This is a genomic window from Bartonella sp. WD12.1 (assembly GCF_002022415.1).
GTDB lineage: Bacteria > Pseudomonadota > Alphaproteobacteria > Rhizobiales > Rhizobiaceae > Bartonella.
This window is the reverse complement of the sequence record NZ_MUBG01000001.1, coordinates 68,426-85,828: the sequence shown is the minus strand read 5'-3', so window position 1 is coordinate 85,828 and position 17,403 is coordinate 68,426. Positions and strand designations below refer to the sequence as shown.

12 protein-coding genes are annotated in these 17,403 nt (G+C 44.6%); 1 reads left to right on the top strand and 11 read right to left on the bottom strand.

Annotated elements, in window-relative coordinates:
* Positions 1–100: 100 nt before the first annotated feature.
* The 6 genes from BWD121_RS00375 to BWD121_RS00350 form a co-directional block, all read right to left on the bottom strand.
* Positions 101–1,126 carry a hypothetical protein gene (locus BWD121_RS00375; RefSeq protein WP_078662904.1) on the bottom strand — a complete coding sequence of 342 codons (1,026 nt, stop codon included), beginning with the start codon at positions 1,124–1,126 and terminating at the stop codon, positions 101–103.
* Entirely contained in the window at positions 1,123–1,764 is a 642-nt protein-coding gene (locus BWD121_RS00370; RefSeq protein WP_078662903.1) for a hypothetical protein, read from the bottom strand. The genes BWD121_RS00375 and BWD121_RS00370 overlap by 4 nt, the downstream gene beginning before the upstream one ends.
* Positions 1,749–3,806 carry a right-handed parallel beta-helix repeat-containing protein gene (locus BWD121_RS00365; RefSeq protein ID WP_143245238.1) on the bottom strand — a complete coding sequence of 686 codons (2,058 nt, stop codon included), beginning with the start codon at positions 3,804–3,806 and terminating at the stop codon, positions 1,749–1,751. The genes BWD121_RS00370 and BWD121_RS00365 overlap by 16 nt, the downstream gene beginning before the upstream one ends.
* The gene (locus tag BWD121_RS00360) at positions 3,743–4,201 is read right to left on the bottom strand and encodes a hypothetical protein (RefSeq protein ID WP_078662901.1); all 459 of its coding nucleotides are present in this window, start codon (positions 4,199–4,201) and stop codon (positions 3,743–3,745) included. The genes BWD121_RS00365 and BWD121_RS00360 overlap by 64 nt, the downstream gene beginning before the upstream one ends.
* Before the next feature lie 12 nt (positions 4,202–4,213).
* Positions 4,214–5,080: a hypothetical protein gene (locus tag BWD121_RS00355; RefSeq protein WP_078662900.1), complete on the bottom strand. Its 867-nt coding sequence runs from the start codon at positions 5,078–5,080 to the stop codon at positions 4,214–4,216.
* 141 nt (positions 5,081–5,221) lie between these two features.
* Entirely contained in the window at positions 5,222–8,968 is a 3,747-nt protein-coding gene (locus BWD121_RS00350; RefSeq protein ID WP_078662899.1) for a right-handed parallel beta-helix repeat-containing protein, read from the bottom strand.
* A 2,744-nt stretch (positions 8,969–11,712) separates the two neighbouring features.
* Between BWD121_RS00350 and BWD121_RS00335 the strand changes: the two genes are divergently transcribed.
* Complete coding sequence (locus BWD121_RS00335; protein ID WP_078662897.1) at positions 11,713–12,444, top strand: creatininase family protein; 732 nt, start codon at positions 11,713–11,715, stop codon at positions 12,442–12,444.
* On the opposite strand, the gene BWD121_RS00330 is transcribed toward BWD121_RS00335, so the two are convergent.
* The 5 genes from BWD121_RS00330 to BWD121_RS08595 form a co-directional block, all read right to left on the bottom strand.
* Positions 12,434–13,072 carry a right-handed parallel beta-helix repeat-containing protein gene (locus tag BWD121_RS00330; RefSeq protein ID WP_143245237.1) on the bottom strand — a complete coding sequence of 213 codons (639 nt, stop codon included), beginning with the start codon at positions 13,070–13,072 and terminating at the stop codon, positions 12,434–12,436. The two genes, BWD121_RS00335 and BWD121_RS00330, sit on opposite strands and share 11 nt — an antisense overlap.
* On the bottom strand, positions 13,038–14,705 hold the full coding sequence (locus BWD121_RS00325) for a hypothetical protein (RefSeq protein WP_078662895.1): 1,668 nt from the start codon (positions 14,703–14,705) through the stop codon (positions 13,038–13,040). The genes BWD121_RS00330 and BWD121_RS00325 overlap by 35 nt, the downstream gene beginning before the upstream one ends.
* A gap of 1,185 nt (positions 14,706–15,890) precedes the next feature.
* Complete coding sequence (locus BWD121_RS00320) at positions 15,891–16,358, bottom strand: hypothetical protein (RefSeq protein WP_078662894.1); 468 nt, start codon at positions 16,356–16,358, stop codon at positions 15,891–15,893.
* A gap of 262 nt (positions 16,359–16,620) precedes the next feature.
* On the bottom strand, positions 16,621–16,839 hold the full coding sequence (locus BWD121_RS08395; protein WP_240536673.1) for a hypothetical protein: 219 nt from the start codon (positions 16,837–16,839) through the stop codon (positions 16,621–16,623).
* 45 nt (positions 16,840–16,884) lie between these two features.
* Positions 16,885–17,058, bottom strand: a complete 174-nt coding sequence (locus BWD121_RS08595) for a tail fiber protein (RefSeq protein ID WP_276290057.1) — start codon at positions 17,056–17,058, stop codon at positions 16,885–16,887.
* Between the last annotated feature and the right edge of the window lie 345 nt (positions 17,059–17,403).

Below are 17,403 nucleotides of genomic sequence, written 5' to 3'. Positions count from 1 at the left end.
GAACTATTTGCAAAACGAGAATCGAAAATTAAAACACACCTGATACAAATCAGATCTAACGCCATACCCCCATTGAGACCTATACAAAAGACATCACTCATCAACACAATAATCTAATGAATAAGGCTAAACACATACCCCAAAACAAAAAAAATAAATCTATAAGGTAAAAAATACTATACAAACACACATCACGCAGGAAACAGAAAGTAAACGCAAAAATAAATGAAACATACCTTCTAAAAAAAACATCCACCCCCTTTACGACATTGGCAAGGACCGTATTTTTTAACATGACACGCCCACCATTCATCACATGAACGCCTAGCCCTTTACCCTGTCCGTCGATTTTGATGAGCGCCCCCTTAATATCTGCCTTGTTTGCACCCTCCGTTGCATCAACCTTGAGGAAAGTAGTATCAGCATTATTACCTTCATACTTCATCCCCACATTGACTAACAAAGCATTCCCCTGCTTGAGAAGTACCCCATGCTCTCCATGAAACTTTATCACCCCATTCTGCATGACCACAATCCCATTTTCGACAGTCATACCTTTTGCGACACTTTTCAGGGTAGTACCACCCAACCATGCCGCTCCTCCATTCACATACACCCCCGTACCACTCCTCACAGCTTCCCCACTTCCTGTAATCACCGTCTTCGTCAACTTAGCCGTCATCTCTCCCCCCACATAGACCCCATACTTCCCTTGAAACCCAATCGTAGAGGTTCCCCCTATCGCCAACATCCCACCCCCCGCTGCAAATATTCCCATTCCAACCCCCGAAATCTTCACATCCGTCAATGCCATTACCATCGTTCTCCCTCCCATTGCATATACACCCACCCCCTTACCCTCTCCCGTAATCTTCGTCCCCGTCAAGTCAGCCTTTGTCACCCCTTTTCCCACATACACCCCATAACCATTCCCTTTAAACTCAATCGATCCCTGATTCATTGTCAACGTCCCACCTCCCGTCACATGTACCCCTTTTTGCACCCCTGAAATCTGTACCCCCTCTAATCTCACTGTTCTCTCCCTCAATGCCCCCCTCAATGCTTCCCTCATCGCATGTATTTCCACATGCATCTCCTGATCACTGCTCCCTCCCCTAACCGTCACATCTCCTCCCCCACATACACTCCCATTCCATACTTCTCAGCTTTCCCACTTCCTGTAATCTTCACATCCTTCAAACTCGCATTTGTCACCTTTTCCCCCACCTTTACCCCATACTCCCCCGTAAACTGAATTATCGAGCTTCCTTCTATCATCAACGTCCCACCTCCCGTTACATGTACCCCCTTTTGCACTCCTGAAATCTGTACCCCCTCTAATCTCACTGTTCTCCCCCTCAATGCCCCCCTCAACGCTCCCCTCATCTCATGCACCTTCACATGCATTCCTGCACCACTTCCACCTCTCGTAATTGTTGTCATCGTCACCTCTCCCATCACTTTATCCCCTGCGTACACCCCGTACTCACTCCCATTCCCCTCTCCCCTAATCACCGTCTTCGTTAACTCAGCCCTTGTCACCTCTCCTCCCACATAGACCCCATAATTCCCCGCAAACTGAATCTCCGTTGTCCCATTCATCGTCAAGCTCCCCGCCCCCATCATCTGCACCCCTATCCCAACCTTTGAAACCATCACATCCGTCAACGTCACCTTTCCCCCCGCTACATACACCCCTTGACCACCTCCCTTTCCCATAATCTTCGTCTTCGTTAAAGTAGCACTCTTCACAGAACTTCCCACATAGACCCCATACCCCCTGCAAAATTAATCGTTGTCGAGTTTCCACTCACCGTCAACGCCCCATTACCCATCATATACAGCCCCGTTGTAACCTCTGAAATATTCACATCCGTCAACGCCATCGCCACCTTTCCCTCATGCGCCACATACACCCCTGTACCACCTCCCTTTCCCCTAATCTTCGTCTCCGTCAAGTCAGCCCTTGTCACCCCTTTCCCCACCTTTACCCCATATTCCCCCGTAAACTGAATCGTCGAGCTCCCACTGATCATCAATGCCCCCGTCCCATTCATCTCCACCCCTGTCTCAATCCCCGAAACCGTCACATCCGTCAACGCCAACGTCACATTTCCTCCTTTCACATACACCCCCGTACCACTTCCCCTTCCCATAATCCTCGTCCCCGTTAAAGTAGCCCTTGTCACATCTTTCCCCACATATACTCCATAACCATTGTCGCTTGTAAACTCAATCGTCGAGCTCCCACTAATCATCAACGCCCCACTTCCTGACATATCTATCCCCGTTTGCACCCCTTTTATCGTCCCACCCTTCACCGTCAACGCCCCCGCCCCATTCATCTCCACCCCCGTTGCAACTTCTGAAACCGTCACATTCGTCAACGTCAAATTCGCACTTGTCCTCTTATCTTCCACCTTCACCCCCGTACCACTTCCCTTTCCCGTAATTATTGTCCCCGTCAAGTCAGCCCTTGTCGCAAATCTCCCCACACTCACCCCCGCTGTCGTAAACTCTTTTATCATCCCATCCTTCATCGTCAAGCTCTTACCACCCGAAATATCCACCCCTGTCCCAACCTGTGAAATCGTCACATCCGTCAACGTCACCTCTCCCCCCGTTGCATACACCCCAGTCCCACCATTCCCACCCCCACTTCCTGTAATCACCGTCTTCGTCAACTTAGCCGTCATCTCTCCCCCCACATAGACCCCATAACTCCTCGTAAACCCAATCGACCCCTTAGTCATCGTCAAACTCTTCCCTCCCATCATACTCACCCCCATCTGTACCCCCGAAACCATCACATCCGTCAACGTCAAACTCGCAGTCGCCCCTCCCTTCACCTCCACCCCCTTCCTAACCTGTGAAATCATCACATCCTTCAACGTCACTGCTCCCGTCACCGAACTCCCCACATACACCCCATTCCTACTAGTCCCACTTCCTGTAATCTTCGTCCCATCCAAATTAACCGTCACCTCCTCTCCCCCCTCCACACTAACCCCCACCCCATTCTCCACAACCGTAATCGACCCTCTCTCCATCGTCAGCTTCTTACCACCTAACATCTGCACCCCCATTGTAACCTCTGAAATATCCACCTCCTCCAACGTCACTTCTCCCTTCCCCGACATATCTACCCCCGTACTCGTCTCACTTCCCGTAATCTTCCCCCTAATCATCTTAAACGTCCCACCCGACATCCTCACCCCATTATTCCCCGAAACCGTCACCCCCTCTAACATCAACGTCCCCCCCGACATATATACCCCCCCTTCACTAATTGTTCCCCTTGTCATAGTAACCGTTCCCCCCTGTACACTAAGCCCCGTACTAATTCCCGCAATCTTCGACTCCCCACTAATCTTTACCGTCCCCTTCTTCACCTCCATCCCCGTTGCAAAACTCTCAATCGTCACATTCGTCAACTTCACCCCTTCCTCACTCAAAGTATCCACCACCACCCCCTTACTCGTCCCACTTCTCCCCCCATTTCCCTTAATCGTCGCCCCCGTCACCTCAGCCTTTCCCCCAGTTATCTGAAGCCCCACCGCCCTATCCCCCTCAGCCGTAATCGTCGCCCCCGTCACAATAGCCTTCCCCTCTCCCGTTATCTGAAGCCCCACTGCATTTTGCCCCTTAGCCGTAATCTTCGTCGACGCCCCACTAATCATCACCATCCCCTTACTTACCTTGACCCCTGTTTCAAACCCCTCCACCCCCACACTCGTCAACGTCACCTCTCCCTCCCCCGCCATATCCACACCCACCCCCTGACCACTCCCATCCCCCTTTCCCACAATCTTCCCCCCATCACAGTAACATTCGCCTTCCCCTGTCCCTCCACCTTAATCCCCACCGCCCTATCCCCCTTAGCCTCAATCGTCGCACCTATCACCTCAGCCTTCCCCGTTCCCTCCACCTTAATCCCTACCCCATCCCCCGCAGCCTTAATCATCGACTCCCCATTAATCTTAACCGTCCCATCACTCACACTTACCCCCGTTAAAAAACTCTCAACCGTCGTTCCCATCAACGTCACCTCTCCCTCCCCCATCATCACCACCCCCTGACCCTTCTCATTTCCCACAATCTTCACACTCGTCACCTCAGCTTTCCCCTGTCCCGACACACTAAGCCCCGTTCCACCATTAGCACTCGTAACCACAATCTTCCCCTCAGTCATCTTAAACATCCCCCCCTCACCTCAGCCCCCATTGTGACCTTCGTAAAACTCGTACCCATCAACGTCAACGTCCCACTTGACACCACAGCACCCACTACACTCCCACTCCCCACAATCTCTCCCCCCCATCACAGTAGCACTCGCCTCTCCCTGCCCTTGCATCACAATCCCCCTACCACTCGACCCAACCGTAATCTTTCCCTCCCCCATATTAACACTCGCCTTCCCCCCATTCCCCTTAATCATTATCCCCGTTGTGACCTGCGTAAAATTCGTACCATCCAACACCACCGTCCCACCGCCTTCCCCTACCTCTATCCCCGTACCAACCCCCCTCACCCCCCTATTCAACATCACCCTCCCCTTATTCTTCACCTCAAGCACAACTCCATCTTTCTTAACCCCAATCGATCCTGTCACCACCGTAACAGACCCATCACCCACCACTATCCCCTTATGCACATCTACAATAGTAGCCTCCATCAACTTCAGCTTCCCTCCACCATGCACCTTAATCGCCGGCTCATTCCTACCACTACTACCTCTATCACCAGTATTTGTAACCCTCAGCGTACCACTCATCATAATATCCGCCCCCCCACGCACCTCTACAGCAGGCATACCAATGTACTTACTCATATCTATAGTTCGATCACTTTTCAGCACCCCATCACTCACACTCAGCACCACACCCCCACCCACCCCATCACTGGTCCCACCACACACAATCGGCTGTTCATCATCACCACCATCAGCAGCCCCCTTACAAGCACCCTGTGATTGAGCATATACTTTTTCTTGGGTAGCTATAAGAGACACACCTGCTAGAAGAGCTGTCGATAAAAAACAAAAACAAACATGATGCTTCAATACGCGACGCATAACCATAACCCTCTCATCATCTTTAACGGAATAGGATCAAAAGAGACGAACTATTTGCAAAACGAGAATCGAAAATTAAAACACACCTGATACAAATCAGATCTAACGCCATACCCCCATTGAGACCTATACAAAAGACATCACTCATCAACACAATAATCTAATGAATAAGGCTAAACACATACCCCAAAACAAAAAAAATAAATCTATAAGGTAAAAAATACTATACAAACACACATCACGCAGGAAACAGAAAGCAAACGCAAAAATAAACGAAACATACCTTCTAAAAAAAACATCCACCCCCTTTACGACATTGGCAAGGACCGTATTTTTTAACATGACACGCCCACCATTCATCACATGAACGCCCAGCCCTTTACCCTGTCCGTCGATTTCGATGAGCGCCCCCTTAATATCTGCCTTGTTTACACCCTCCGTTGCATCAACCTTGAGGAAAGTAGCATCAGCATTATTACCTTCATACTTCATCCCCACATTGACTAACAAAGCATTCCCCTGTTTGAGAAGTACCCCATGCTCTCCATGAAACTTTATCACCCCATTCTGCATGACCACAATCCCATTTTCGACAGTCATACCTTTTGCGACACTTTTCAGGGTAGTACCACCCAACCATGCCGCTCCTCCATTCACATACACCCCCGTACCACTCCTCACAGCTTCCCCACTTCCCGTAATTGTCGTCATCGCCACCTCTCCCATCACATCTTTCCCCACATAGACCCCATACTTCCCTTGAAACCCAATCGTAGAGGTTCCCCCTATCGCCAACATCCCACCCCCCGCTGCAAATATTCCCATTCCAACCCCCGAAATCTTCACATCCGTCAATGTCATTACCATCGTTCTCCCTCCCATTGCATATACACCCACCCCTTTATTATCCTTTCCCGTAACCGTCACATTCGTCAAGTCAGCCTTTGTCACCCCTTTTCCCACATACACCCCATAACCATTCCCTTTAAACTCAATCGATCCCTGATTCATTGTCAACGTCCCACCTCTCGTCACATGTACCCCTTTTTGCACTCCTGAAATCTGTACCCCCTCTAATCTCACTGTTCTCCCCCTCAATGCCCCCCTCAACGCTCCCCTCACCTCATGACTTCTCCTTCCCGTAATTGTTGTCATCGTCACCTCTCCCATCACTTTATCCCCCGCATACACCCCGTACTCACTAGCCCCAGTTCCCGTAATCTTCGTCCCCGTCAAGTCAGCCCTTGTCACCTCTCCTCCCACATACACCCCATACTTCCTTTTAAACTCAATCGTAGAGCTTCCTTCTATCGTCAACGCCCCCGCCCCATTCATCTGCACCCCTATCCCAACCTTTGAAACCATCACATCCTTCAACGTCACATTTCCCCCCGCCACATACACCCCTTGACCACCTCCCTTTCCCATAATCTTCGTCTTCGTTAAAGTAGCACTCTTCACAGAACTTCCCACATAGACCCCATAACCATTGTCGCTTGTAAACTCAATCGTCGAGCTCCCACTCACCGTCAACGCCCCCGTACCATTCATCTCCACCCCCGTTGCAACCTTTGAAATCTTCACATCCGTCAACGTCAAACTCGCAGTCGCCCCACTCTTCACATACACCCCGTACTCACTCCCATTCCCCTCTCCCCTAATCACCGTCTTCGTTAACTCAGCCTTTGTCACCTCTCCTCCCACATAAACCCCATACTTCCCTTTAAACTGAATCGTAGAGCTTCCTTCTATCGTCAACGCCCCCGCCCCATTCATCTCCACCCCCGTTGCAACCTTTGAAACCATCACATCCTTCAACGTCAAATTCGCACTTGTCTTCTTATCCTCCACCTTCACCCCCGTACCACTTCCCTTTCCCGTAATTATTGTCCCCGTCAAGTCAGCCCTTGTCACCGAAATCCCCACATTAACCCCCTCTGTCGTAAACCCTTTTATCTCCCCCTTTGTCATCATCAACGTCCCATCCTCCACACTCACCCCCCCTTCACTAATTGTTCCCCTTGTCATAGTAACCGTTCCCCCCTGCACACTAAGCCCCGTCCCCGTAGCCGCAATCTTCGTCAACTCCCCACTAATCTTCACCGTCCCCTTACTCACACTCACCCCATACATAACCTTTGAAATATCCACATTCGTCAACTTCACCTCTTCCTTACTCGAAGTATTCACCTCCACCCCCTTATCGTCCCCTCTCCCCTTTCCCATAATCTTCACATCCTTCAACTCAGCCTCCCCCGTCCCCGACACACTCACCCCCATTGTAGCTCCTCTACCAAACACCCCACCTATACTAATCTCTCCCCCCGTCACCTCAGCCTTTCCCCCAGTTATCTGAAGCCCCACCCCATTATCCCCCTCAGCCGTAATCGTCGACTCCCCATTAATCTTCAACACCCCTGTACCTTTCACCTCAACCCCCACCGCCTTTTGCCCCGTAGCCGTAATCTTAGAGCTCCCTTCTATCTTCATCGTCCCATTCGTCACCTTGACCCCCGTTTCAAACCCCGAAACCGTTACCTTAGTCAACTCAACCGTCCCCTCCCCCGCCATATCCACTCCTATCCCCTGACCACTCTCATTCCCATGTCCCTGAATCTTCCCCCCCATCATATTAACATTCGCCTTCCCCGTTCCCTCCACCTTAATCCCTACCCCATCTTTCCCCTTAGCCTCAATCGTCGACTCCCCATTAATCTTCAACGTTCCCCCCTCCACCTTAATCCCCACCCCATCCCCCGCAGCCTTAATCATCGACTCCCCATTAATCTTAACCGTCCCATCACTCACACTTACCCCCGTTGAAAAACTCTCAACCGTCGTTCCCATCAACGTCACCTCTCCCTCTCCCATCATCACCACCCCCTGACCCTTCTCATTTCCCACAATCTTCACATTCGTCACAGTAGCACTCCCCTTTCCCGACACATTAAGCCCCACCCCATTCTTCGTAACCGTAATCTTCGTCGAGCTTCCTTCTATCTTCAACTTCCCATCCCCCGACACCTGTGCCCCCATTGTGACCTTCGTAAAACTCGTACCCATCAACGTCAACGTCCCACTTGACACCACAGCACCCACTACACTCCCACTCCCCTCAATCGTCCCCCCCGTCACTTCAGCCTCTCCCTGCCCCTCCATCACAATCCCCTTACCATTCGACCCAACCGTAATCGTCGTTCCCTTCCCCGTCATAGTAACACTCGCCTCCCCCGCCCCCTTAATCATTATCCCTGTCTTGACATCCGTAAAACCCGTACCCATCAATTCAACCGTCCCACCCCCATCCCCAACCTCTATCCCCGTACTATTACTTCCCCCTCCACTCACCCCCCGCCCCTTCATCATCAACGTCACCCTTCCCCCCTTACTCACCTCAATCACAGCATCTCCCCCATTCTTAACCCCAATCGATCCTGCCACCACCGTAACAAATCCTCCATCAGCCTCTATCCCCTTACTCACATCTACAATAGTAGCCTCCATCAACTTCAGCACCCCTCCATCATGCACCTTAATCGCCGGCTGATTATCATTACTACTCCTACCTCTATCACCAGTATTTGTAACCCTCAGCGTACCACTCATCGTAATATCTGCATCCCCATGCACCTCTACAGCAGGCATACCAAGGTACTTACCCATATCTATATCTCGATTATCACGTAGCACCACATCACTCGCATCCCCCCTCTCTCTCCCACCACACACAATCGGCTGTTCACCATCGCTACCAGTATCAGCAACCACCCTACAATTACCCTGTGATTGAGCATATACTTTTTCTTGGGTAGCTATAAGAGACACACCTGCTAGAAGAGCTGTCGATAAAAAACAAAAACAAACATGATGCTTCAATACGCGACGCATAACCATAACCCTCTCATCATCTTTAACGGAATAGGATCAAAAGAGACGAACTATTTGCAAAACGAGAATCGAAAATTAAAACACACCTGATACAAATCAGATCTAACGCCATACCCCCATTGAGACCTATACAAAAGACATCACTCATCAACACAATAATCTAATGAATAAGGCTAAACACACTCCCCAAAACAAAAAAAATAAACCTATAAGATAAAAAATCCCAAACAAACACACATCACGCAGGAAACAGAAAGTAAACGCAAAAATAAATGAAACGTATCTTCTAAAAAAACATAAACACCAACTAACAATTTAAAATAAAATACACCTAAACAACACTCTCATATATAGTGGGGTGTAATTCAGTTACCTGCATGTGTTTATAAATCCTCACAATGACTTTCATACTGCCTTATTCACATCAGCTATCATTCTTCAAACACTGTGAATAGATCTTCGATTTTGTTGAAATTATTTGACCATATATACACTATACAAAAACTTGACATGTTTTCATTCTCAAATGCTTCTTCAGTAGACATAAACTATAAGCTTCGTTGATCAATTGACACTGTGTATAGGAATTAGCGATAAGCGTTATATGCTTTTCAACAATGCCTTTATTTCAGTTAAAGCCTTTTAAGGCTATCGCCGTTTCTATACTATCGGCATACTAAAAAATACCGGATACACAATATATGTGCTCTGTTAAGAAGTAATAATAAATCACTATATTAACCAATAATGTTATCAATAATGGAGGAACAACATTTTTGCTATTAGCGCCTTAGTTGCAAGAAAATAAAACTTTTAATCTCTTAGCCTCTCCTCAAAAGAAAATAATCATTTACACACCCATTATATTGATGTTCAAGCATTAGAAGATACTCTTTCTGGATTATTTTCACTTTGCACTCAAAATCCCATCAACATCATTTGAACAAATATCTATTCTAGTAAATAAAATGCCAATTACCCCAATGTTGTTAAACAAACTAGAGCAACCTATGAGATTTAAAAAACTAAACTTGCTATTGTTATCATTCTCAAAAAATATGCTCGACAACTCATTTATTCACCAAAAAGATACTTGTGCGATGTGATTGATTGGAAAAACGTGGAGAATTAATTTTAAGTGTTTTATCTAAGGATACCTTATTCAAATGGACAAACTGTGTGGGAGAAATGAAATCGCAAGAAAATATAGTTATTCGTACCAATTAGGGGTAAGTGACTAACCCTTTTCCCAAAACAAGCGGACCTAACAACTTCAAAACTGTATCCTTATCTTTTTTACCAGTTTGTTTCACAAATAATCTGTAAGAATAGGTAATCCCCCTTGATTTCTAAAATTTACCCACCACTTCCCGTTCTCATCTGCGAGGCCGGAGAAGTAGAAACGAAATGCTTCGCTCTTTTTAAAAAAAAGAAATGTTGGTTGTTGGTAATAGATTTTGTCCATCTTCATATTGAAAAAGTAATAGCAAACTAAGAAAAAACTAGTATAAGCATAAACTTGGGCATTTACTTGAAAAAGCCGAATGAGATGATATGTTATTAACACCTAAATTTTCTCGTATAGTAAGACCTTTTCTTACTTGTACTAGAAATTCTTAAAGTAACTGCAAACATGGCTTAATCCTTCATGTTACAAACAATGTTTTATTATGGATGGAAGCACATGCAAAGTAATATTATAGCGACTATGTTGGGAATGATTGCACAAATTGAATAGTATTTCATTCAAACACATACAAAAGGAGCATTATTATTGCTCGCTATCCTATTTACATTAAAGAAATTCATAGAAGCTTTTTCTGCAATTTTGTAATTAGGGACTCTTTATCGCTATCTTAATCCAAAGGAAATCGTCAATTCAGAAACTGTAATTGATAATGTTGAAGAATTTGTCACGAAAGTTGTGACAAAATTAAAATTAATTCAAACAAAAGCAAATAATAAACAACGAGAAAAAACCATAAGATTTTTCTGATTTTCAATCACAAAAAATTGTATTTTCTTTACACACTACTGAACGTAGAGGAATAAATAAAACAACTACCTTTCCAAGTCATGAACAATAACATGATGTACAGATCAATATTAGAACTAGCACAGTTATCGTTAATCATTTTAGCACCATGACTGAACAAAACCGTTATCACCATACGGTTTTTCGAGCAGATTTTGCGCAAGTTTTTTTGTGTAAAAGTGTCGAAAACACATACCATACACAATACAAATTCTTATCTTATTTGTAAAAGTAATAAACGAAGCATTAATGCCTATTTATTTACAAATATTCTATATGTTTCGCATATTTATTTAATCAATTTTTATATCAGCCATCTTTAAATTTATGGTCATGTTTGCGAGTTTTATATTTTTAAAAAGTAATTAGCGACCTTACATCTACTATTTTTTGTCTACAAATTGCGCAATTTACTTCAATCAAGCAATGTAAACTGTCTGGAAGATTAATAGTAAAACGTTTTATACATTCATCTGCTTACGAGTACTCTTTGTGCTAATCTTAATTAACTATCGCATTGATATAATATTGGAATTATCGTTATGTGTTAATTAACGACCATAGCGACCAAAATTCATATCACAATAAAACCTTGACCAAAGAGCTGAGTAAGCAATTTGCCTTTTTTGCATATATGAATTAAAATTTTTAAAAATAACTCCATCACATTGGATGCAGTTTGCAATCTATTTACTTTCTATTTAATAACGAATTTATGATATCTGATACATTTTCCCTCGCTCTTTTACCTTTAGGTTCTCATGAATATCATGGAAATCATCTTCCCTTTGAAACTGACTGGATTATTGCTGAAGCTTTCGCAAAAGCGCTCATTTTGCAAATAAAAGGGCAGTTTCATATTAAACTATTACCGGTAGAAAAGATTGGCTATTCTATAGAACATATGGATGTTCCTGGCACACAAACACTCACCTTTTCTGATGCCATAGAACGCTGGATTAATATCGGTGAGAGATGTTACCGTAAAGGTATCAAGCGTTTTCTACTTCTAAATGCTCATGGAGGCAATTCACCTTTAATGAGTATTGTCATTACTGAATTACGAAAACGATTTTCAATGCTTGCAGTAGCAACAAGTTGGCATCGTTTTGGTTTACCGGAAGGTTTAATAGAGCCATCTGAGCATCACCTTGACATCCATGGAGGATTTATTGAAACTTCCTTAATGCTCTATTTAGCTCCAGAAAAAGTACAAATGGAACAGGCAGAAAATTTTTATAACAAGCAAGCTGATATGATTGCTAATTATCAGTATTTGCGTGCCTATGGACCTCATGCCTTTGGGTGGACAATGCGTGATCTTAACCCACGAGGAGCAGCAGGAAATGCAAGTAAGGCAACACCCAAAGCAGGTGAAGCGATTTTTTCCCATGTTCTTTGTGGACTTCGTGATTTACTTGATGATATCAATCAATTTAAAATATAAATATATTACAATGATTAGATAAGAAAAATACACCGTAAGGTAGAATATTTCCTGGTGTTTTTGTATCAACCTTCCTGTTCGCCTTCTCCTCCACTTTCACCCCCTTTGTCCTCCCATTCCCAGCACCCCCCTTTCCTATAATCCTCGTCCCATCCAAACTAACCGTCACATCTCCCGTTGCCTCCACACTAACCCCCGATGTTTTAAACTCTTTTATCTCCCCCTTCTTCACCGTCAACGTCCCACTCGCCTCCTCACTCACACTCACCCCCGTTGTAACCCCTTCAATCTCCACATCCTCCAACGTCACCTCTCCCTTCCCCGCCATATACACCCCATTCCCACTTCCCACAATCTTTACATTCGTCAACTCAGCCTTCTCTCCCCCCGTCACATTCACCACATTCCCATTTCCCTTTATCGACCCCCTAATCATCTTAAACGTCCCACCCGACATCGTCACCCCCGTTGTAGCCTTTGAAATCTCCACATCCTTCAACTCAGCCTTCCCCGTCCCCGACACACCAACACCCTGACCACTCCCCCCGCCACTAATCGTTCCCCCCATCATAGTAACCGTTCCCCCCTGCACACTAAGCCCCGTACCCGTAGCCGCAATCTTCGTCAACTCCCCACTTAATCTTCACCATCCCATTCGTCACCTCTACCCCCGTTTTAACGCCTGAAACCGTCACATTATTCAACGTCACCTCTCCCTCCCCCATCATCACCACCCCCTTATTATTCCCATTCTCATTTCCCTTAATCGTCACATCCTTCAACTCAGCCTTCCCCTGTCCCTCCACCTTAAGCACCGTCCCCCAATCCCCACCTCCCTCAATCGTCGCCCCTATCACCTCAGCCTTCCCCGTCTCCGTTATCTGAACCCCCACCGCCTTTTTCCCCCTAGCCGTAATCTTCGTCGACGCCCCACTAATCATCACCTTTCCCTTACTTACCTTGACCCCTGTTTCAAACCCCTCCACCCCCACACTCGTCAACGTCACCGTCCCATTCTCCCCCGCCATATCCACCCCCACCCCCTGACCACTCTCATTCCCATGTCCCTGAATCTTCCCCCCCATCATATTAACATTCGCCTTCCCCTGTCCCTCCACCTTAATCCCCACCGCCCTATCCCCCTTAGCCTCAATCGTCGCACCTATCACCTCAGCCTTTCCCTTTTCCGTTATCTTAATCCCCACCCCATCATCCCCCTCAGCCTTAATCGTCGACTCCCCATTAATCTTAACCGTCCCATCACTCACACTTACCCCCGTTAAAAAACTCTCAACCGTCGTTCCCATCAACGTCACCTCTCCCTCCCCCATCATCACCACCCCCTGACCCTTCTCATTTCCCACAATCTTCACACTCGTCACCTCAGCTTTCCCCTGTCCCGACACCTGTGCCCCCGTTGTGACCTTCGTAAAATTCGTACCCACCAACGTCAACGTCCCATCTTTCACCTCAGCCCCCACTACACTCCCACTCCCCACAATCTCTCCCCCCATCACAGTAGCACTCGCCTCTCCCTGCCCTTGCATCACAATCCCCCTACCACTCGACCCAACCGTAATCTTTCCCTCCCCCATATTAACACTCGCCTTCCCCCCATTCCCCTTAATCATTATCCCCGTTGTGACCTGCGTAAAATTCGTACCATCCAACACCACCGTCCCACCCCCATCCCCAACCTCTATCCCCGTACTATTACTTTCCCCTCCACGCACCCCCTGTCCCTTCATCATCAACGTCACTTTCCCCCCATTCTTCACCTCAACCACAACTCCATTTGCTTTAACCCCAATCGATCCTGCCACCACCGTAACAAATCCTCCATCAGCCACTATCCCCTTACTCACATTTGTAACAGTAGCATCCATCAACTTCAGCCCCCCTCCATCATGCACCTTAATCGCCGGTTGATTATCACTACTATTCATAACCCTCAGCATACCACCCATCGTAATATTTGTATCCCCCCCACGCACCTCTACAGCAGGCCAACCAGGGTACTTATCCATATCTATAGTCCTCCCATCACTCACACTCACACTTCCACCCCCACCCAACCTATCACTCCCACCACACACAATCGGCTGTTCACCATCGCTACCAGTATCAACATCCCCCTTACAATTACCCAGTGACTGAGCATATACTTTTTCCTGAGCAGCTATAAGAGACACACCTGCTAGAAGAGCTGTCGATAAAAAACAAAAACAAACATGATGCTTCAATACGCGACGCATAACCATAACCCTCTCATCATCTTTAACGGAATAGGATCAAAAGAGACGAACTATTTTGCAAAACGAGAATCGAAAATTAAAACACACCTGATACAAATCAGATCTAACGCCATACCCCCATTGAGACCTATACAAAAGACATCACTCATCAACACAACGATCTAATGAATAAGGCTAAACACATACCCCAAAACAAAAAAATAAACCTATAAGGTAAAAAATCCTATACAAACACACATCACACAGGAAACAGAAAGCAAACGTAAAAACGAATGAAACGTACCTTCTAAAAAAACATAAACACCAATTAACAATTTAAAATAAAACACACCTAAAAAATGCAAAAACTGGTTGTTATGAAATAGTGCTGGAGTATTTTTTGTTTTTGTAACTTTTTATAGAAAATCCCATAGCACAATTAAATTTAGACTCCATTCTAACGTCTAAGAAACAAAAGTGTGTGAACCAAATCCATTATTGCTAGCTATTCTAACGACTTCTGGATACCATCCGTTTTAAATAAGAGACCGTATTTGATCTAATAGAAGAAATACCATTCTTACCCGTAATCCTCTCACGTGCTGCATTACTTACATAACTAAAAGTTCATCATAATCATCTGAATAATAAAAAGAAAATTGCATTCCACAATCCAAAACTGAACCTGAGAAACTTAACTTATTACCTATGAGAAGCTTCATACCTATCTAACGTTTGAATTAAGCAATCCATAGATAGAACTTTCAAGGTGTAATGCCCCGCGTTTTCTCACTCAACAATGCAACGCAAGTATACTGTAAACAAATAAATGTTTTCTGAAAACAATACCGATAAAAAGAACAGCTTTTTAAAAGCTCATAGTTATTTTAGCTTATTCGACAGTATCAAAATCGAGATTAAGCATTTTTGCTAAAAACTTTATAGACCATATTAAATCGTTTACTAAATTGAGAATGCTATAAGAAATAGCTATAAAGTCTCAGACTTAATAAAGCAGTATGTTATTATTTGAATAGAGGAGATTGAGGTAGTTTCGTGTGTAGTCTTTTCATGGCTGTTTTCTAGTAACTAAAATTGCTTTAATTACTCACATGTCTTTAAAATATCCAAACGCAACTGCTCTTCTTGCAGGAAGGATTGATAGTGGAACGGTAAATATTGAAAGTTCAGCTTTACAGTAATTGAGAACTCCTACGATATAAGCTCTTGGAGTCCACAGAAATCAATATCTGAAATGCACCCCAAAAGATCCCAAAAAGCTAGACGTAAGTTTAATAACACTCCATTTTCCATAGAGAAGGTATCTGACATAATATTGAAAAGATCATAAATAGCAGCACTCATATCGCCGATTCCTAAAGGCGATAGTTTTACCCAGCCAGTACCCGATAGAACTGTATTCTCACTAGAATCACCACTTGTGCTTATGTCATTAACTGTAACCGTATCTTTGTAAGCAAGTGCTCTAACATCTCTTTTTGCAACAGTTTCATCAGCTTTCTTTCCTTGAACAACAGTTGCAAAATAGCCCATAAAATAAGCTGCTGCACTGTCTAATGAAGAGGGTGCAACGACCTTATTGTCTAAAATACCTTCTTTGACTGCTTTATTTGTTGCTGGTTCAATTTCAAATTTATGCGTGTGATAAGGAATAGGCATTGTTTTGAATTCCTTAATTTGTATCTTTGGGATGTGTTAGATCTGAAAGTTGCAAATGCAATTTATCAACAGCCTCCTTGCAAAGCTTCAATGCGTTTATTTGTCTTTTTTTGGTAAGCTATAAAAGCACTTGAAAGATCATGCTGAATATCGTCTTTGACCTTATTTAAGGATGCATGAACTAATCTATGACTTGCAAAAAAGAACACGAATCTACTCTGTGTCAGCAATCTCATCAATTGCTGATGAATTATTAAGCACCTTAAAAAAACTTTATGATTTTAATGGCGTAAACAACCGTTGCATTAACAGAACGTGTTTCTGTTCCACCTGTTGAAGAAATCGTTGCATTGTGCGTGTGCGCCCCTGCTGATTGAACGGTGCAGTCATGTGTATATACTTTCAAGCTATTTTGCTGCTTTTCGGCAAATTTTCTACCTTGATCTACACCACGCCCATTATCAAAACCGTGTAAAAACATCCCCCTAAAATCGGGAACTCTAAAAGTAGTATCGCTGTTTGTCCCCTAATATATATCTATTGCCTTGAATAACCGAAGATATTTTTTGCGCTCATAGCTTGCACTATCACATAAAAGCCAATCATTTGGTAATGCTTGCATAGCAAATGTCGCAATAAACCAAACTGGAAAATTTCTATCTTGGAAGATGTTTTGGGAATTGAGTTTAATAAATACCAATCACCAAAATGTCTTGTTAATATACTGTTATTATAGACCAGTTCATAAATGCCACCCTTTTACAGCTCACCACCTTCTAAGGATATAACTCCTGCATCGGTTTTTTATAAAATTAGGTCTCTCATTTAAATTACTAACAGTTATTGTTGAGGTGCCAACATTTACGTCATTTGCCCTAAAACATATAATAATGCCATTCTTATATGTCATTATAGGGGAGCTGTGTTCCGTGTGATTGATGTCGTTTTTTACTATCCACAATAAACCCAGATTAATAAGATTACCGTTATAAACACTAAAACTTATCAAAATTCAATTAAGCAAATAGTTTAACCTCTTCTCCAC